This window comes from Streptomyces sp. B5E4 (assembly GCF_039871555.1).
Lineage (GTDB): Bacteria > Actinomycetota > Actinomycetes > Streptomycetales > Streptomycetaceae > Streptomyces.
On record NZ_JBDPMI010000028.1, the window covers coordinates 1 to 17,617 of the forward strand.

Below are 17,617 nucleotides of genomic sequence, written 5' to 3' on the forward strand. Positions count from 1 at the left end.
GCCCGGACCCCCGCGTCGGCTCCAGCGTCGCCCGTACGGTCTTGCCGGCGAACTCGCGCGGGAACCACGACAGCTCCGCCCCCAGCCCCCGCGCCAGGAACAGCCCCCTCCCCCGCTCCTCCTCCGGCCCCGGCGGCGACGCATCCAGCACCCGCGGTGGCAGCGTCGCCTGCGGGTCCGATACGTCGATCACCAGCGAACCGTCCTCCCGTACGGCCAGCCGCACCCACACCCGCCGGCCGATCCGCCGTCCGTACTGGATCGCGTTCGTCACCAGCTCCGACGCCACGACCGCCGCGTCCTGCACGTCCTGGGCGTCCCCGCCCCACCGCCACAGCGCCAACTGCCGCCGCACGTGCACCCGCACGAGCGGCACGGACCGGTAGCCCATCACGTACCCCATCGACCACTCGCGCGCCATGCCCTCCGAACCGCACGCTCCCTGCTCGGCCATCCACCTCAACTCCAGAATTACAGTGACATTTTGCGATCTACGGCTGTATTGTCGTAGCGCTCGGTTACGCTGCGTGTCGTAAGAGTTCCGGAGCGGAGCGACCAAGAGCAAGGTCACCAACGTGACAGACGCCACCAGAACGGGGAGGCAGACATGACCCCACGCAACGCCACCCACCGCGCGACCGGTACGACGGCCGCGATGTTCGGCGACGTGCTGAAGCACCTGCGCGAGGCAGCGGGCATGACGCAGGCGGAGTTGGCACGGCTCATCCCCTGCGACCGGTCGTACGTCGCGAAGATCGAGACGGGTACGAGCGTGCCGCCGGACACGTTCGCGGCGAAGTGCGACGAAGTGCTGGGCGGTAACGGACTGTTAGCGCGACTGTGGCTGAAGGTCGACTGGTACCCGGATGTCGAGCATCCGGACTGGTTCGAACGACGAGCGCAAATGGACGCCGAGTGCGTGGCGTTGCGGGCTTATCAGGAGCGGATGATGCCCGGGTTGCTCCAGGCCGAGGCGTACACGCACGCACAGTTCGCGCAAGTCATCCACGACGAGGAGAGCTTGGAGGAGCGAGTCCGGGCGAGGCTCAGTCGCCAGCAGCGATTCTTCTCATCGGAGGGCCCGCTGCTCATCGTCGTTCTGGATGAGAGTTGCCTGCGCAACGTCGTCGGTGGCGCGGAGGTCATGCGCGAGCAGTGCGAGCACCTGCTTTCCGCATCTCAGCGGACCAATATTCAGATCCAGGTAGCCCCGGCCGACCAGCCGGAAATCATCCGGCCCAACACCTCAATGTCGTTGATCACCCTGCCGGATGGCCATGAATGGATCTACTCGGAGTCTCTAGACCACGGACACTTCGGCGACAATCCGACGGTCTACCAGCAACACCTCCGGACCTATGATGTGCTCAGAGCTGACGCTCTGTCGGCTCGCGATTCCGCCGCCCTGATCGGCAAGTTCATGGAGGGATACGGGCAGCATGGCCATGACCTGGCGTAAGAGCAGCTACAGCGGCAACAACGGCGGGGACTGCATCGAGGTAGCCGCGGAATGGCACAAGAGCAGCTACAGCGACGCGAACGGGGGCGACTGCATCGAGGTGGCCACCGCCCCCACCACCGTCCCCGTGCGCGACTCGAAAGACCCCCACGGCCCCCACCTGGCCTTCACCCCCACCGCCTGGGCCGCCTTCGTCGCCGCCGTCAGGCGCGAGGAGTTCCCCGCCGCCTGAACGTCGCCGCGGCTTGACCTCCGGGGCAGGTGTAACCGAAGGTGTTACACCAAGGAGGGGTGATGGCGGCGAACAGTCGATTGACCATCGCGACGCATGCGCTGGCCTGGATGGCGCTGGCGCAGCGTCGCGGTCAGGACGTGCTCACCTCCGACCAGGTCGCGGCCAGCGTCAACACCAACCCCGTGATCATCCGGCGCAGCCTCGGCGACCTGCGGCGGGCCGGCCTGGTGGAGGTCCGCCACGGCGCCGGTGCGGGGTGGAGCCTGGCCCGTGCGCCCGAAGAGATCACATTGCTTGAGGTGTACGACGCCGTCGATGCGCAGCCACCGTTCGGCCTGCACCACACCGAGCCCAACCTGGAGTGTCCGGTCGGCCGGGGCATCCGGCCCGCCCTGAGCGGGGTCTACGGCCGGGTCGACCGGGTCATGCGGCGGGAGTTGGCGGACACGTCGATCGCCGACGTCCTGCGCGAAACGCTGGTGAACTAGCGGTGAACTAGCCGCCAGGCCGTCCGGCCGGCAGCCGGACACACACCCCCTGCCGTTTGTTGTAACAAAGATGGTTCCAACAGCCCGAACAAGGAGCAGGACTGGTGACAGCCCTACGGTTTCCCGTCGTCGAACTGCGGCAGTACACGCTGCACCCCGGAAAGCGGGACGTACTGATCGATCTGTTCGACCGGGAGTTCGTCGAGCCCCAGGAGGCAGTGGGTGCGACCGTGCTGGGGCAGTTCCGCGACCTGGACGACCCCGACCGCTTCGTCTGGCTCCGCGGCTTCGCGGACATGCCCAGCCGCGCCGACGCCCTGGAGAGCTTCTACGGCGGGCCGGTCTGGCGGGCACACCGCGACGAGGCGAACGCGACGATGATCGACTCCGACGACGTGCTGCTGCTGCGGCCGGCCTCGGCGGGCGGCGGGTTCTCCGAGCCGCCCGGCGCCCGGCCCGCCCCCGGCGAGCCCGCGCCGTCGCCACCGTCGCTCCTCACCGCCACCCTCTGGTACGGACACGGCCCGTTCGATCCGGCGTTCGTCGAGTTCTTCCGGCGGCACGTGCGGCCCGTACTCGCCGAGACCGGCGGTGAGCCACTGGCGTACCTCCAGTCCGAACACGCCGTGAACACCTTCCCCGCTCTGCCGGTACGGATGAACGAGGAGGTCTTCGTCTGGTTCGCACGCTTCACCGACGAAGCCCACCTCGATCATCACCTGGACCGCCTGCGGCGTTCGGAACGCTGGCGCGAGGAGGTGCTGCCGACCCTGTCGGAGCGGTGGTCGAGGACCCCGCAACGGCTACGGCTCGCACCCACCGAGCGGTCAGCACTGCGGTGAGCGCCGCGGTGACCGGACTGCCCGGAGTCAGCCCTCCGCCGCCGGGCAGATGCCCCCGGGCGACGGGATCAGCGAGCGCAGGGTGTACACGGATGTCGGTTCGAAGACGCGGCCGGGGGAGATCCCCGTGTTCTGGCTGCCGATCACGCAGTACGGGATGCTCGTGCTGTTGACCACCGACACGATGGCCACGGGCGGGTCGAAGTCGTGGCGGCTGCCCTCCGGTATGGCGGTGACGAAGCCGTTGACCGGCTGGACGCAGACGTACCCCCTGCTGCACAGCGGCGCCGCGGTCGGGGTGTCGGCCCCGGACGGCGCGGCGGTCGCCGTGCCGGTGGTGGCGAGGGCCGCGGCCAGGGTGAGGGTGGCCAGGGCGGCGGATAACCGGGCTCTTCGCATGATGCGGGCTCCTTGAGGTCCGTAGCGCCGAACTCGCTTGTCGGCGTACAGACAACTGCGCCCCACGGCCGGACGCCAGCGCGTTACCGGCCATTCGATCCCCGCGGAGAAATTCGTTGGACCGGTCCTGCCCCCGCGCGTATGCTCGCGCGTCTGCCCCCGCCTCACCGGCTGTTCTCGCGCGCCGGGAGTGCCGCCTGCCGGTCGGTAACCGGCGGCCCACGCCACGCCCGTGACCGTACCGCCAGCGCCGGAGGCTCGTACCGCCATGTCCGACTCCACCCCTACCACCCGCGCCACCCCTACCACCCGCACCACCCCCGCCACCCCGACCGCTCCCCCCACTCTCCCCGCCCCCCTCCTCCGCGAGCGCGCCCATCTCGCCGCCTCCCGTACCGCGCTGCGCGCCATGCGTGCCGACGCCGAGGCCCTGGACATCACCGACGTGACCGCGAACTGGGTCAACGCCGAAGTCCTCCAGTCCGAGATCGACCTGCGGATCAAGGCGCTCGCCGACCTCGCCGACACCCCGCTCTTCTTCGGGCGGCTCGACTACTCCCAGGCACCCGGCGCGGAGAAGGCCGAGGGGGACCCCGGCGAGAACTTCTACATCGGGCGGCGGCACGTGCACGACGCCGACGGGGATCCGATGGTGATCGACTGGCGGGCGCCGGTCTCGCAGCCGTTCTACCGGGCGTCGAAGAAGGACCCCATGGACGTGGCCCTGCGGCGGCGGTTCGGGTACGACCGCGGGGAGATCACCGCGTACGAGGACGAGCATCTGACCGACCCCGCCGAGGCGGCGAAGTCGAGTGCCCTCCTCCAGCGGGAGATCGAGCGGCCGCGCGTCGGGCCGATGCGGGACATCGTGGCGACGATCCAGCCGGAGCAGGACGAGATCGTGCGGGCGGAGATCGGCGGGACGGTGTGCGTGCAGGGGGCGCCGGGGACGGGGAAGACGGCGGTGGGGCTGCACCGGGTGGCGTATCTGCTGTACGCGCACCGGGAGCGGCTGGCGCGTACGGGGACGCTGGTGATCGGGCCGAACGACTCGTTCCTGCGGTACATCGAGCAGGTGCTGCCGACGCTGGGCGAGCTGGACGTGAAGCAGGCGACGGTGGCGGAGCTGGTGGCGCACGTGGAGGTGCGGGGGGCGGATCCGGCGCCGGTGGCGCGGCTCAAGGGCGACGCGCGGATGGCGGAGGTGCTGCGCCGGGCGGTGCGGGCCGGGGTGACGATGCCGACGGAGCCGGTCGTGGTCGTGCGCGGGTCGCGGCGGTGGCGGGTGCCGGCGTACGAGCTGGAGGAGCTGGTACGGGAGCTGCTGGCCCGGGACATCCGTTACGGGGCCGCGCGGGAGGCGCTGCCGCAGCGCATCGCCCACGCGGTGCTCGTCCAGATGGAACGGGCCGGGGAGGCGCCGGACGACCGGGTGCAGGACGCGGTGGCGCGGAACGCGGCGGTCAAGGCGGCGGTGAAGGCGATCTGGCCGGCGGTGGACCCGGTGAAGCTGGTGCTGCGGCTGCTGTCGGACGCGGAGTTCCTCGCGGCTGCGGCGGTGGGGTTGCTCGACGAGGCGGAGCAGCGGCTGCTGCTGTGGGAGAAGCCGCCGCGGGGGGTGCGGTCGGCGCGGTGGTCGGCGGCGGACGCGGTGCTGATCGACGAGGCGCGCGACGTGGTGGAGCGGACGCCGTCGCTGGGGCACGTGGTGCTGGACGAGGCGCAGGACCTGTCGCCGATGCAGTACCGGGCGGTGGGGCGGCGGTGCTCGACGGGGTCGGCGACGGTGCTGGGGGACATCGCGCAGGGGACGACGCCGTGGGCGACGGAGAGCTGGGGGGTGGCGCTGGGTCACCTCGGCAAGCCGGAGGCGGTGGTGGAGGAGCTGACGCAGGGCTTCCGGGTGCCGCGGGAGGTGATCGCGTACGCGTCGCGGCTGCTGCCGTCGATCGCGCCGGGACTGGCCGAGGCGACGTCGATCCGCGAGTCGGCGGGTGACCTGGCGGTACGGGCCCTGCCGCGGGCGGCGCTGGACGGCTCGGTGGTGGAGGCGTGCGGGTCGGTGCTGCGGAGCCGGGAGGGCTCGGTGGGGCTGATCGCGGCGGACGGGCGGGTGGCCGCGCTGGGGGCGGCTCTGGGAGCGGCGGGGTTGCCGTTCCTGTCGCCGGGTGAGGAGACGACGTCGGAGGCGCGGCTGACGCTGGTGCCGGCGTCGCTGGCGAAGGGTCTGGAGTACGACTACGTCGTGCTGGACGACCCGGCGGTGATCGTCGCGGCGGAGCCGGACGTGCGGACGGGGCTGCGGCGGCTGTACGTCTGCCTGACGCGGGCGGTGTCGGGGCTGACGGTCCTGCACGCGGAGCCGCTGCCGGCGGAGCTGGCCGCCTGACGTCGCCGTACGCGCGGAGGCGGGCGTCGCCCCGCGCCGGCCGGGGCCGCCCGCGCAGGCGGGAGGGTTCCGCCGGACTCACCGCGCCACGGTGCGGCCGGGGTCACTCGGTCGGCAGGGGCCAGGAGGCGCCCTGCGGTGTTCCGTACCAGAACCGCTGGGCGGCCGGCGTGACGGTGATGCCGAAGTCCTCCCGGGCCGGTCGGCCGCCCGGGAACAGCGACGCGACCTCCTCCACGGTGTCCCACAGCCTTCGCGGGCCGGCCTGCCGGACGTGACCGTCCGCGTGCGCCAGGACGGTCGAACCGTCCTCGGTCCACAGGCACATGCCGGACACGCCGGACGCGCCGCCGTCGTCCGCCCGCCACGCGACGGCGTTGTAGCCGGGCAGGGCGAGGGACAGCGGGAACGTCCACCGGCCGCCCAGCACGTCCGTCACCGGTAGCGATGTCGACTCCGGGGGCCGCTCCCGTACGGCTGCGAGGTCCGGGCCGCTGCCCGGGGGGAGGCGAACGGGCATGAAGAGGGCGGGGGTGGCCAGGAAGCGGCCTTCCGCGTGGCCGGGGGCGGTGACCGCCGCCCGGATCACTCCGAAGCCGATCGGGGCGACGATCACGGCGTCGTCCGCCGCCTGTTCCATGAGCGCCCGGGGTACCGAGCGGAGGGCCGCCGTGGCGATGAAGCGGGTGTAGGGAGCGCGAGGCGGGTAGCCGAGGGCGCCGTCCGCCGTGGTGACGAACGGTGCGGTGCCGGACTCGCGGAGCCGGCGGTCGGCCAGCGCCACCAGGTCCGGGTCCACGTCGACGCTGGTGACGTTCTCCGCGCCGAGTCTGTGGGCCAGGAGGGCCGCGTTGTAGCCCGTGCCGGTGCCCAGCTCGAAGACGGTGGCGCCGGGTTCGGCGTCCAGGGCGTCGAGCATGGTCAGCATGAGGCCCGGTTCGCTGGAGGACGACGTGGGGACGCCGTGGGCGTCGAGTCGGGTCATCAGGGCGGTGTCCGAGTAGACGGTCTCCAGGTACGCGTCGTCCGCCTGCGTGACGCGGTACCACTCGCCGCGCACGTCCTGCCCGTAGAACTCCGGGACGAAGACGTGGCGCGGCACGGCGGCGAAGGCCGTACGCCACGGGCTCGGGCTCCCGCCGCCGAGGGTGGCGGCGAACTCCTCGCGCAGCGCTTTTGTCGCATCCGGGTCCATGGCGTTCCTCGTCGGTAGTCGGCGGGTGCAGCGGCGACCGGCGGCCCCGTCCGGTTCCCGACCTTGCCGACCCGGCGGCCGGACCGCACGCGAAGCACACCGCACGAGGGCCGGCGGCCCCGGGCGGCCGAACACGACGGGCGTATCACGCGGTCTGTCCTTACCGTGGAGAGATACGCGACCGGGACGTACGTGGCGCCGGCACGAGGACGGTGAGCGGACCCGTGATCGACTACCAGGCCGTCTTCCACGCCTTGCCGACCGCAGTGGCGCTGCTGACCACGGACCTGGTCTACCTGGACGCCAACGATGCGTACTGGGCGACGACGGGGCGGAACCGCAGGCAGGTGATCGGCCGCTATCTGTTCGACGTCTTTCCCGACAACCCCGGCGACCCCCAGGCGAGCGGCATGCGCAACCTGTCCGCCTCCCTGCACCGGGTCGCGGCCACCGGGGAGCGCGACACCATGGCCCTGCAGCGCTACGACGTGGAGTCCCCCGAGCGGCCGGGGGTGTGGGAGGAGCGGTACTGGAGCCCGGTGAACGTCCCCGTCTTCGCGCCGGACGGGACCGTGGCCCTGCTGGTGCACCGGGTCGAGGAGGTCACCGAACTCGTCCGCGCCCGGGGCGGCCGGGATCGCAGCCAGGTCATGGAGGCCGAGCTGTACACCCGGGCGCGGGAGCTGCAGGAGATCAACGAGCGCCTGCGCCTGTCCCACGCGCGCGAGCACGAGGTCGCCCTCCACCTTCAGGAGGCGATGCTGCCCGCGCCCAGCCCGCTCGGACACCACCGGGCCGCGGTGCGCTACCGGCCCGCGGTCGTGGCCCTGAACGTCTGCGGCGACTGGTACGACATCATCGACCTGCCCGCGGGCGACTGCACCGTCGTCGCCGTCGGCGACGTGGTCGGGCACGGACTGCGGGCGGCCGGTGTCATGGGCCAGCTCCGCAGTGCCCTCTCCGCCGCCTCGCTCATCGCCAAGGGCCCCGCCCGGGCGCTGGAAGTCCTCGGCCGGTACGCCCGGACCGTCGACGCCGCCGCCACCGCCACCGCCGCCGCCGTGTACATCGACTGGGCCGGCCGCACCCTCACGTACAGCAGCGCCGGCCACCTGCCTCCCGCGCTCTGGCGTCCGGACGGCACCGTCACCTTCCTCGACCAGGCCACCGATCCGCCCCTCGGCGTGCGCCCCGAGCACGCCGCCCGTCCCGAGGCCCGGGTGGCGTTCGACGAGGGCTGTGTCCTCGTCCTGTACACCGACGGGCTCGTCGAGCGCCGGCACGAGGACATCGACGTCGGCCTGGCCCGGCTCGCCGCTTCGATCTCCCGTCACGGCAACGCGGATCCCGAGCGGCTCGCCGACGCACTGCTGACCGACCTCATCCCCCCGGCCGGCCTCACCGACGACACCGCCCTGGTGGTCGTCCGCCTGTAGGTGGGCCGTTCGGGTGACACCGCCTTCCCACGCGCGGCAACCAAGAGTTACTGTCTGCGCACGTTCCGTGAGTATCGGGGGTTCTCTCATGCGTCTGCGCGCTTTCCTCTTCGCCGTCCTCACCGCCGTCGCCGCCCTGGGCGTCGCCGCCGTCCCCTCCGGGGCCGCGCCGAGTGCCGCCGGGCCCGGCGAGGTCTGTTTCTGGACCCGGCCGGGCCAGATGGGCGAGGCATGGTGTTACCGGCCCGGGGGGTACGCGGAGGTGCCCAGGAATCTGCACGACAACGCCTACTCGTTCCGGTCCGACTTCAACGGCAGTGTGTGGGCCGTCGACTGGACCCGGCACGGGTGCGTCTTCCGGGAGATCCGGGCGTACGAGCTGGATGACAACTGGGACTGGGGCAACAAGATCGACGGGGTGGACAGCTCCCGGCCCGCGGACTGCCAGCCCGGCTGAGTCCCTCCGGCCGCGTACCAGGTCATGCCCTCCCGTTCCCTTCCCGGTCCTGTGGGCGTAGCCCTCGGCGTCGCCCTCGCCCTGGCCGGCTGCGCCTCCCCGCCCGCCCCGCCGCCGCTCGGCGACGACGACTCCGTACGTGCCGCGCAGCAGTTGCTCACCGACCGCTGCCTCGTCCGGCAGGGGCTCACCCCGCCCCGGCCCGGGCAGCGGCCCCTCGGGAAGCAGGAGCAGCGGGACGTCGCCGACGCGCTCTTCGGTGCGGGTGAGACCGAGCTCGCGGAGGAGCTGCCGACCGGGTACGTCGTACGGGCGCACACCGACGGCTGTCTGGCCGGGGCGCAGCGCGCGTTGTACGGGGATCAGGAGCGCTGGTTCCGGGCCTCCACCGTCGTGAACAACCTCAAGGCCATCGCCGCCTACGAGGACCGCGGCCTCGCCGCGGTCCGTGCCGACCACCGCGCGGACGTCACCGCGCACGACCGCCTTCGCGCCCACGCCGTGGAGCGTGCCACCACCCTGCTCGACAAGGAGAAGTCATCCTCATGACGAAGACGAAGCGCAAGCCCCTCGCGCTGCTGACCGCCGCGCTGCTGGCCGTCGGGGGCGCGTTCGCCTCCGGGTCCGTGGCCGCCGCGGCGGACTGCCCGAGCGGCGAGTTCTGCACCTGGGAGCACGCGAACTTCGACGGCCAGCGTGCCAACTGGTCCGGCGACGACGGCTGGTGGGAGTCCTGGATCGCCGACACCGACTCGTCGTGGGCCAACCACGGCATCTCCGGGCCCGGCGTCAAGGACCACGTGATCGTCTACGAGGACGCCTGGCAGGGCGGCGCCGCCACCCTCTGCCTGACCCCGGGTCAGGAGGTCGGCTACAACGGCGTCGCCAACGACCGCGGCGACTCCCACACCTGGGCCAAGAGCTGCTGAGTCCGGTCGAACCGAAGGGGCGGCGGGGGGGGGGGGGCCCCGCCGCCCCCCCCCCCCCCCCCCCCGCTGCCGCCCCAACCGGCCGTGCCCGGCCCGGTTCCCTACCGGGTCGGACGCAGGGCCTGCGGCGGCGTGAACTCCGTGAACGCCGGGTCCACCGGCTTCGCGCCGCCCGTGCCGAAGTCGAACGCCTCCTGGTACTCGGGACCGAACGACCCCACCGTCGCGTCCAGGCGCTCCGGCGTCAGGTTCCCCCACCGGCCCGTGGCGACCTTCCGGTCCAGCGCGACCAGCGTGACGATCTCCTCCGCCGACGTGTACGAGCAGTGCCCGCCCCGCTCCACGTACAACTGCCGGAACGGCGCGTCCCGGTGCGCCGCGACCTGCTCCGCCCAGTTCCCCACCTGGTCCGCGAGCGCGCCGCCGTCGCCCGTCGTGTGCAGCGTCACCGTCGGCGTGGACGTCGTGCCCCGCACCAGGCCGTGCCGCTTCGTGTACGCGACCGCCCGCCGGTCCGCGCCGACGCGCTCGGGGCCCGCCAGCGCGGCGAGGTCCGCGTCCAGGTCGGCGGCCGGAGCGGCCCCGTACGCCTCCTCGGCCAGGGCGCGCAGCTCCGGGTGCGCGCGGGCGAGCTGGGCGCGGTAGTCGACGCCGGTGTTCCAGGACGGGTTGCCGCCCGCGCGGGCTTCGAGGTCGAGCCGGCCCGTGGGGCCGAGGCCCTGGGCGTAGCCGGTCTCGATCCACACCGACTGGGCGGCGATGCGCCCGGCGAGGTCGGTCGGCGCCGGCTCGAACGGGGAGTACGCGGTGGGGATGTTCGCGATCGCGCCCGCCAGCGCGAGCCGGGCGCGGCCTTTCTCGGTGCCGCGCGCGGCGCTCACGGCCGCGGCCAGGGCGGCGGCGTCCCCGGCGGCGGTCTCCGGGCCGGTGGGACGGACGAGGTCGATGTCCGCCTCCGGCGCGAGCAGCGTCTTCACCACGTACAGGACGTCCAGCGCGGTGTTCCACGACGCGGGCGTGTCCACCTCGCTGCACATCCCGGCCGTGCCCGCGAACGTCCCCGGGTGCCGCTCCGCGAGCTGCCCCGCGATCGCCGCGCCCTGCGACATGCCGGTGCTCAGCGTGCGGCGCGGCTTGCCGATCTTCTTCTCGAAGTGCCGGAGCAGCGCCATCTGGTCGACGAGGGCGTCCTCGACGGCGTACCCGGGCCCGCGTCCCTTGTACTCCGACGCCGCCAGCGCGTAGCCGTGCTCCAGCAGCCAGCGCTCCGTCGACTCGTACGCCGCGAGCTGCACGCCCTCGGGGAGGTAGTCCGGGAGGTAGTAGCCGTGGCTGAAGAGCACCAGGGTGCCGTTCCAGTCGTCCGGCACCTCGATCCGGTACGGAGCGCCGTCGATGCTCCCCTCGTGCGAGCCCGCGTGCGAGCCCGCGGCCGTGCCTCCCGCCGGACCGCCGTCCGCGTGCGCCTGGCCCAACGGCACCGCGGCGATGCAGACGGCCACCGCCGCGGCCAGTGCCCTGTTGACGATCCGCATGCGTCCTTCTCCGTTCAGTCGTGACTACTTCTGAACGATGGGACCTCCCTCGCACTCGTTTCTCATCGGTCGTACGTCAGGAACAGCGCTCCGCTCTCCACCGCCTCGTGCCCCGTCAGCTTCCACACCCGCGGGTCGAACGCCGCCTCGCGGCCGAACAGGGGGATCCCCGCGCCCGTCGTCAGCGGTGCCAGCTTGACGATCAGCCGGTCGATCTCCCCGTAGAGCGCGCCCGCCAGCGCACCGCCGCCGATCAGCCAGATGTCCTTGCCGTCCTCCTTCTTCAGCTCCGCCACCCGCGCCACCGGATCCCCGGCGACCACCTCGACCGCCTCGGCCGGGCTCTCCCCCAGCGTCGTGGAGAAGACCAGGTGACGCAGGTGCGGGTACGCGTCGGGCACACCGGCCGCCAGCCCGATCTCGTACGACTTGCGTCCCTCCAGCACCGTGTCGAAGCTGCTTCCCTCCGCCGTGACGCCCAGCGCCTCGCGCGCCATGAAGGGCAGCGTCTCGGGGTAGTTCGCGGCGAGGTACTGCACGTAGTCCGCGGGCAGCGGCCAGAAGCCGCCGGGGCCGGTCGGGTCGGCGCCGTCCGGGCCCGCGATGAAGCCGTCGAGGGTGGCGGCGATGTAGTAGACGAGCTTGCGCAACGGATGTCCTTCGATCGATCGGATACAGCACGGCGCCCCCGGCCTCTCCGGCCGGGGGCGCCGTCACGAGCATAAAGAACGAGGTCAGCGGACGACCGTCTGGATCTCCTTCACGGTCACTTCCTGCTCGGACACCGACAGCCCGTCCGGCAGGTCGTCGTTCTGCGGCGCCCCGTCCGGGCCCGCCGTCGGGTTCCAGGTGACGTCCCAGACGATCTGCGCCTCCATCGGGTACGTACCCTCGCCCGAGGACTTGCGGTACGTGATGTTGCAGCCGGAGCCCTCGCTGTCGACCTGGTAGCCGCCGCCCGCCTTCACCAGGTCGTACGTGCACGACGACGGCTCCGCGTACTCCGTGCCCGCGTCGATGCGCAGCGAGACCGGCTCGGCGACGGTCGTGGCCGCGATGTTGATGCCCGCCTGCGCGTTGACGATGCTGGCCGTCGTCCACACGCGGTCCAGCGGCTCGCTGAACTCGATCTTCGTGGGCAGGTTCACCACGTTGCGGTCCTCGTTCGGCTTGAGGTCGACCGGCGGCGCCGGGAGCTTGGTCTCGGCGTACGCCAGGCCCGCGAGGATCTCCGGGTCGACGGCGTCGGCCGGCGGGTCCGGGTCGCCGCGGTCCACCCAGATCCACAGCTCGCCGATCTCACAGGAGCGCGGCGACATGACGGGGGTGCGCTCCCACCACATGCCGTCCTTGTCCTTGTGGGCGTCGGTCTCCTCTTTCCGGTTCTCCGCGGTGTCGTGGTCGATGCCCTCCAGCGGGCCCTTCTCTTCCATCTCCTCGTTGTGCTCGGCCAGCGCGTCGTTGGTGTACCGGGGCTCGAACCAGCACACCGGCGGCGACCAGTTGCCCGTCGAGCTGGTCATCGGCTGGCCGCCGCCCGGACTGTGGTACGTGAACCGCACGCTGGAGTTGACCCCGCCGTTGCCGCTGCCGCCGCCCGTGTCGGTCGTCCCCGTGCCGCGGTCGGCCGCCGCCCCGCCGGCCGAGGCGAGCAGCAGCCCGCAGGCCAGCGCGGCGACCGTGGCGGTGGCGCGCGTCCCGTGTGGTGTCAGGCTTCGTCGCGACATTCCTTGCTCCCCCTGGTTGCCTGGTAGTCCACGACCTGCCAGCCGTCGCCGCTCTTCTCCATCGTGGCGCGCGCGTCGATGTAGGAGTCCAGCGTGGTCGGGGTCTTGTCGACCTTCCCGGTCCCGGTGTTCTTCAGATACGCCTTGCTCTGGTCCTCGCAGTACGCGACGACGGCGCGCCCGTCCTTCAGCGAGGTGACCTCGCGGAAGTAGAAGATGTCGAGCCCGGTGATGGTGACGCCGTCCTTGCGGTACTCGGCGAAGTCGGCCTCGAACGTCGCGGCGGCCTCACCGGCCCAGTACTGCGTGAAGTTCGGCGTCGCCTCGGTTGCGGCGTACGCCTCCTGCTGGGCCATCAGCGCGTAACCGTGGTCCCGCAGGATCGCGTCCTTCTGCTCGTCCCCCGTCGCGTCCTCGGCGATCTCGACCTGCACGTCGTCCGGGAGGTCGAACTCCGGAGCACCGGGCTGCTTTTCGGACGCTTCCGCCGACGGATCCCGGTCGCTCGGCTGCGCGCCCTCGATCTTGTCACCGGACGACGTACCCCCGTCGTCACCGCCGCAGCCGGCCAGCAGCAGCAGGGCCCCCAGCGCCGCTGCCACCGCCCCCGTACCTGCTCTACGCGCTTTCATGGTGCGGTCATTCCCTCCGTCGCGTGTGGGAGGGGAGCCACCTGCCCCCGTTGTGCCTCAACGAGATTAGCGAAGCGAGGTGGCGTCTTCGATGGCAGGAAAGCAACCATGCGGTCACAGACGCGTGATAAAGGCCGCCTTCCGGTCGAGTCAGGCGTCCGCGTGCTGGCGGGCGGCCAGCGCGTGGGCGACGTCCTTCGTCGCCGGGTAGAGGTCGAGGTAGTGGGCGTAGAGGTCTTCGTAGACGCCGCCCGCGGCGGTGTGGGGGGTGACCGTCGACTCGACGGGGTTCCAGGCGGCGATGTCCTGCGGGGCCGCCGTACCCGCGCCGACGGCCGCCAGGAACGCGTCCCCGTACGCGGCGCCGATGAGGTGGCGGGGGATCTGCTGCTCCTTGCCGGTGACGTCCGAGACGATCTGCGTCCACAGCTCGCGCGCGCCGCCGCCGACCGCGACGAGGCGGGCCGGCGCGCCGCCGGCCTCCGTCATCGCGGCGAGGTTGTGGCGGACGCCGTACGCGGTGGCCTCCAGCGCGGCGCGGTAGAGGTGGCCGCGGGTGTGGCGCAGGGTGAGGCCGTGGACGAGGCCGCGGGCGTCGGGGTCGAAGAGCGGGGTGCGTTCGCCCGCGAAGTACGGGAGCATCAGCAGCCCTTCGGCACCCGGCGGGACGGCGGCGGCCTCGGCGACGAGGGTGGCGTAGTCGGAGCCGGTGAGGTCGCGCAGCCAGCCGGTGACGGCGCCGGAGGTGGCCATCCCGGCGGCGAGGCAGTACGTCCCGGCGAAGGCGCCCGCCGTGCCCCACAGCTTCGGACTGGAGACCGGCTGCTCGACGACGTTGACCAGGAACATCGTCGTGCCGTACATCAGCATCAGGTCCCCCGCGCCGGTGGCGCCGACCGCCGTGGCCTCGGCCCACGCGTCGACCGTGCCGGCGACCACGGGGATCCCGGCGGGCAGGCCCGTGGCGGCAGCGGCGGCCGGGGTGACCTCCCCGACCACATCGGCGGGCCAGACCAGTTCCGGCCACTCAAGACCCGGCGCGATCTCCTCGCACCGCTCCGCGATCCAGCGCCGCTCGCGCAGGTCGTACAGCGGCGTGCACTGGCTCGCGGAGTGGTGGTCCAGGACGTAGGCGCCGGTGAGCCGGTGCGCCAGCAGCGAACTGGCCATGTACCAGCGGCGGGTACGGGCGTACACCTCCGGCTCGTGCCTCCGCAGCCACTCCAGCTTCGGCCCCACGGCCTGGCTGGTCAGCGGCGAGCCGCACTGCGCGATGACCGCCTCCGCGCCGTACCGGGCGGTCTGCGCCTCGATCTCGGCGCCGGCCCGGGTGTCGACCCCGTAGAGGATCGCGGGCCGCAGCGGGGTGCCGGCGGCGTCGACGGGCAGCAGGCAGGGCCCGATCCCGCTGACGCCCACGGCGTCGATCCCCTCCCCCGCCGCGGCTGCCTGCCCGGCCGCGGCCGTCAGCTCCGCGGCCAGCGCGGTGAAGTCCGCCCACCACACCTCCTCGGCATCGTGCTCGACCCACCCGGGCCGCGGGGTGGCGGTGGCGTGTTCGCGTACGGCCTGGGCGACGAGCGTGCCGTCGCCGCGGACGAGCACGCCCTTGGACGACGAGGTGCCGATGTCGATGCCGAGGAGGAGCCCCATGGTTGTCAGTCGACCTTCCCGTTCATGTCGTACTCGGCGTAGACGTCCTCGGCGTTGGCCTTGGTGATCTCCACCGTGCCGAGGGTCTGCTTCTTCTCCACCTTCTTGCCCGCGGCGATGTCGGCCGCGGTCTGCGCGGCCTCCTTGGCCCCGGTCGGGTACAGGTAGGTGTACGCCATCCGCTCCTGCTGGACCGCGCGGATGCCGCCGTCCGGGATGGCGAGTCCGTCGATGCCGATGAACGTGATCTCGTCCTTGCCGGCGGCCTTCGCCGCCTGCTGGGCGCCGATGGCCATGGGGTCGTTGTGCGCGTAGACGAGGTCGATGTCGGTGCCGCGGGCGAGCCACTGCTGCATGATCTTCGTGCCCTCGGGCTGCAGCCACTTGCCCTCGCGCTCCTCGACGACCTTGATGTCGGGATGCGCGCCGATGGCCTCCATGAAGCCGTCGTGGCGCTGCTTCTGCGGCTCGGTGGAGAGCAGGCCGCGCAGCTCGGCCACGTTGCCGCCGTCGGGCAGCTCGCGGACGACGGCTTCGCCGGCCTTCTTGCCGATCTCGCGGTTGTCGCCGCCGATGAAGGAGGTGTAGCACTCGGTGTCGACGGTGCGGTCCAGGATGATCACGGGGATGCCGGCGGCGCACGCCTGCTCGACGGCGGGGGTGACGGGGGCGGGCTCGTTCGGCGAGACGATGAGGATGTCGACCTTCTGCTGGACGAACTGCTGGATCTGGCTGACCTGCTGCGCGTTGTCCTGCTGGGCGTCGGCGATCGGCAGGAGCTTGAGGTTCGGGTGGTCCTTGACGTAGTGCTCCAGTTGCTTGTTGAGCTGGGCGCGGTACGGCTCGGCGTTGTTGGCCTGCGAGTAGCCGATGACGAACTCGTCGCCGGCGCCCTTCTCGCCGCCGCCTCCGCCCTCCTCGGTCTTGGAGGCGCAGCCGGCGGCCAGCGCGGTGGCGGCGAGCACGGCGGTGGCGGCGGCCAGCGCGCGGCGGGTGCGGATGCGGGTGCCGGTGGTGCCGGGGCGCGTGCTGCTGGGGCTCGGGCTGCTGCTCATCGTGGCGACTCCTCTGAGGCGGGGGCCGGGGCTTGGCCGGGGACCCGGGGCGTGGCGGGGGTGCGGCCCGGTCCCGTCCGGGACCGGCCGCCGCGTAGCCTGTCGATGCCGTTCTTGATGCTCTGCAGCAGGTCGGGGCGTTGCAGCACGACCGCAAGGACGACGATCGAGCCCTTGATGACCAACTGCCAGTTGTCGTCGACGGCGTTCAGGCCGAGGACGTTGTCGAGCAGGGTGAGGATCAGCGCGCCGACGAAGGTGCCGATGATCGTGCCCTTGCCGCCGGCGAGCGAGGCGCCGCCGATGACGGCGGCGGCGATGGCGTCGAGTTCGTAGGTGTAGCCGGCCTGCGGGTCGGCGGAGACGCTGTACGCCGCGTCGATGGGGCCCGCGAAGCCGGCGAGCATCCCGGAGAGGGTGAAGACGGCGATGATGACGAAGGTGACGTTGATGCCGGAGAGCCGGGCGGCGGTGGGGTTGCCGCCCACGGCGTAGACGTGCCGGCCGAAGGTGGTGCGGGACAGCAGGAGGTGGAAGACGACGCAGACCATGAGGAAGGCGAGGACGGGGAAGTAGATGCCGTCCGGGCCGAGGATGCCTTCGAGGACGTTGTTGTCGGGGGTGCCGAGCTTCTGGAACGACGCGGAGTTCTCGGTGAGTTCGCCGTCCGGGCCGGCGACGAGGGTGCCGACGGACTCGTTGTCGCTCATCTTGCGGTCGAGCCCTCTGGCGATCGACATCATCGCCAGAGTCATGACAAACGATTGGATCTTCAGCCAGGCGGTGCCGATGCCGTTGGCCAGGCCGAAGCCGGCGCCGATGAGCATGCACGCGGGCACGATCAGCCAGACGGGCATGTCGTGGTGCGCGACCATGATGGCCGCGGACATCGAGGCGAAGCCCATCAGCGAGCCGACCGACAGGTCGATGCCCGCCGCCAGGATGACGAGCGTGACGCCGACCGCGAGGATGCCGCGGGTGGCGAACGCGCCCACGGCGTTGGTCAGGTTCGTCTGGTTGAGGAAGACGTCGCCCTTGGTGATCACGCCGAGGGCCACGATGAGGATCAGGCCGATGTACGCCTGCAGCGAGCCGAGCACCGGCAGGATCCGCCGGGCCCGCGACACGGCGCCGTCCGGTCCGTCGCCGGCCGTCGCCGCGTCCGGCTGGGTCTTGGTCATCTCCG

The 17,617-nt window shown here is 72.2% G+C and carries 19 protein-coding genes; 9 read left to right on the forward strand and 10 right to left on the reverse strand.

Going from position 1 to position 17,617, the window contains the following annotated elements; translation table 11 throughout:
- Window positions 1-454: ATP-binding protein (locus tag ABGA99_RS28235; protein ID WP_347583705.1), on the reverse strand; the 454-nt coding region annotated here is incomplete at its 3' end.
- A 153-nt stretch (window positions 455-607) separates the two neighbouring features.
- Between ABGA99_RS28235 and ABGA99_RS28240 the strand changes: the two genes are divergently transcribed.
- The 4 genes from ABGA99_RS28240 to ABGA99_RS28255 all read left to right on the forward strand — a co-directional run bounded on the left by ABGA99_RS28240 (window position 608) and on the right by ABGA99_RS28255 (window position 3,024).
- Window positions 608-1,459, forward strand: a complete 852-nt coding sequence (locus ABGA99_RS28240) for a helix-turn-helix transcriptional regulator (RefSeq protein ID WP_347583706.1) — start codon at window positions 608-610, stop codon at window positions 1,457-1,459.
- Window positions 1,440-1,691, forward strand: coding sequence for a DUF397 domain-containing protein (locus ABGA99_RS28245; RefSeq protein WP_347583707.1), 252 nt, complete (start codon window positions 1,440-1,442; stop codon window positions 1,689-1,691). Before ABGA99_RS28240 ends, ABGA99_RS28245 begins: the two co-directional genes overlap by 20 nt.
- 62 nt (window positions 1,692-1,753) lie before the next feature.
- The gene (locus tag ABGA99_RS28250) at window positions 1,754-2,182 is read left to right on the forward strand and encodes an Rrf2 family transcriptional regulator (protein ID WP_347575095.1); all 429 of its coding nucleotides are present in this window, start codon (window positions 1,754-1,756) and stop codon (window positions 2,180-2,182) included.
- A gap of 104 nt (window positions 2,183-2,286) precedes the next feature.
- A complete protein-coding gene (locus ABGA99_RS28255; RefSeq protein WP_347583708.1) occupies window positions 2,287-3,024 on the forward strand; it encodes an NIPSNAP family protein in 738 nt (245 codons plus the stop codon).
- A gap of 27 nt (window positions 3,025-3,051) precedes the next feature.
- On the opposite strand, the gene ABGA99_RS28260 is transcribed toward ABGA99_RS28255, so the two are convergent.
- Complete coding sequence (locus tag ABGA99_RS28260) at window positions 3,052-3,423, reverse strand: hypothetical protein (RefSeq protein ID WP_347583709.1); 372 nt, start codon at window positions 3,421-3,423, stop codon at window positions 3,052-3,054.
- A gap of 409 nt (window positions 3,424-3,832) precedes the next feature.
- On the opposite strand from ABGA99_RS28260, the gene ABGA99_RS28265 reads away from it, so the two are divergent.
- A complete protein-coding gene (locus ABGA99_RS28265; RefSeq protein WP_347575319.1) occupies window positions 3,833-5,812 on the forward strand; it encodes an AAA family ATPase in 1,980 nt (659 codons plus the stop codon).
- A 103-nt stretch (window positions 5,813-5,915) separates the two neighbouring features.
- Here ABGA99_RS28265 and ABGA99_RS28270 read toward each other — a convergent pair whose 3' ends face one another.
- On the reverse strand, window positions 5,916-7,007 hold the full coding sequence (locus ABGA99_RS28270; protein WP_347583710.1) for a methyltransferase domain-containing protein: 1,092 nt from the start codon (window positions 7,005-7,007) through the stop codon (window positions 5,916-5,918).
- 212 nt (window positions 7,008-7,219) lie between these two features.
- Here ABGA99_RS28270 and ABGA99_RS28275 point away from each other — a divergent pair, with 212 nt between their 5' ends.
- The 4 genes from ABGA99_RS28275 (at window position 7,220) to ABGA99_RS28290 (ending at window position 9,829) form a co-directional block, all read left to right on the forward strand.
- Window positions 7,220-8,443 (forward strand): SpoIIE family protein phosphatase, encoded by a 1,224-nt coding sequence (locus ABGA99_RS28275; protein WP_347583711.1) that lies wholly within the window; start codon window positions 7,220-7,222, stop codon window positions 8,441-8,443.
- Between the two features lie 88 nt (window positions 8,444-8,531).
- Window positions 8,532-8,900: a hypothetical protein gene (locus ABGA99_RS28280; RefSeq protein ID WP_347575090.1), complete on the forward strand. Its 369-nt coding sequence runs from the start codon at window positions 8,532-8,534 to the stop codon at window positions 8,898-8,900.
- A gap of 24 nt (window positions 8,901-8,924) precedes the next feature.
- Window positions 8,925-9,449, forward strand: a complete 525-nt coding sequence (locus ABGA99_RS28285; RefSeq protein ID WP_347575089.1) for a hypothetical protein — start codon at window positions 8,925-8,927, stop codon at window positions 9,447-9,449.
- Window positions 9,446-9,829 carry a peptidase inhibitor family I36 protein gene (locus ABGA99_RS28290; RefSeq protein WP_347583712.1) on the forward strand — a complete coding sequence of 128 codons (384 nt, stop codon included), beginning with the start codon at window positions 9,446-9,448 and terminating at the stop codon, window positions 9,827-9,829. The genes ABGA99_RS28285 and ABGA99_RS28290 overlap by 4 nt, the downstream gene beginning before the upstream one ends.
- A 101-nt stretch (window positions 9,830-9,930) precedes the next feature.
- On the opposite strand, the gene ABGA99_RS28295 is transcribed toward ABGA99_RS28290, so the two are convergent.
- From ABGA99_RS28295 to ABGA99_RS28325, 7 genes are all read right to left on the reverse strand, one after another.
- On the reverse strand, window positions 9,931-11,364 hold the full coding sequence (locus ABGA99_RS28295) for a hypothetical protein (RefSeq protein ID WP_347583713.1): 1,434 nt from the start codon (window positions 11,362-11,364) through the stop codon (window positions 9,931-9,933).
- Between the two features lie 62 nt (window positions 11,365-11,426).
- Entirely contained in the window at window positions 11,427-12,014 is a 588-nt protein-coding gene (locus ABGA99_RS28300; protein WP_347583714.1) for a dihydrofolate reductase family protein, read from the reverse strand.
- 84 nt (window positions 12,015-12,098) lie between these two features.
- The gene (locus ABGA99_RS28305; protein ID WP_347575085.1) at window positions 12,099-13,091 is read right to left on the reverse strand and encodes a hypothetical protein; all 993 of its coding nucleotides are present in this window, start codon (window positions 13,089-13,091) and stop codon (window positions 12,099-12,101) included.
- The gene (locus ABGA99_RS28310) at window positions 13,073-13,723 is read right to left on the reverse strand and encodes a hypothetical protein (protein ID WP_347583715.1); all 651 of its coding nucleotides are present in this window, start codon (window positions 13,721-13,723) and stop codon (window positions 13,073-13,075) included. The genes ABGA99_RS28305 and ABGA99_RS28310 overlap by 19 nt, the downstream gene beginning before the upstream one ends.
- Before the next feature lie 150 nt (window positions 13,724-13,873).
- A complete protein-coding gene (locus tag ABGA99_RS28315) occupies window positions 13,874-15,376 on the reverse strand; it encodes an FGGY-family carbohydrate kinase (RefSeq protein ID WP_347583716.1) in 1,503 nt (500 codons plus the stop codon).
- Window positions 15,377-15,381: 5 nt separating this feature from the next.
- Complete coding sequence (locus ABGA99_RS28320) at window positions 15,382-16,431, reverse strand: substrate-binding domain-containing protein (RefSeq protein ID WP_347575082.1); 1,050 nt, start codon at window positions 16,429-16,431, stop codon at window positions 15,382-15,384.
- Window positions 16,428-17,612: an ABC transporter permease gene (locus tag ABGA99_RS28325; RefSeq protein WP_347583717.1), complete on the reverse strand. Its 1,185-nt coding sequence runs from the start codon at window positions 17,610-17,612 to the stop codon at window positions 16,428-16,430. Before ABGA99_RS28325 ends, ABGA99_RS28320 begins: the two co-directional genes overlap by 4 nt.
- Window positions 17,613-17,617 lie beyond the last annotated feature (5 nt).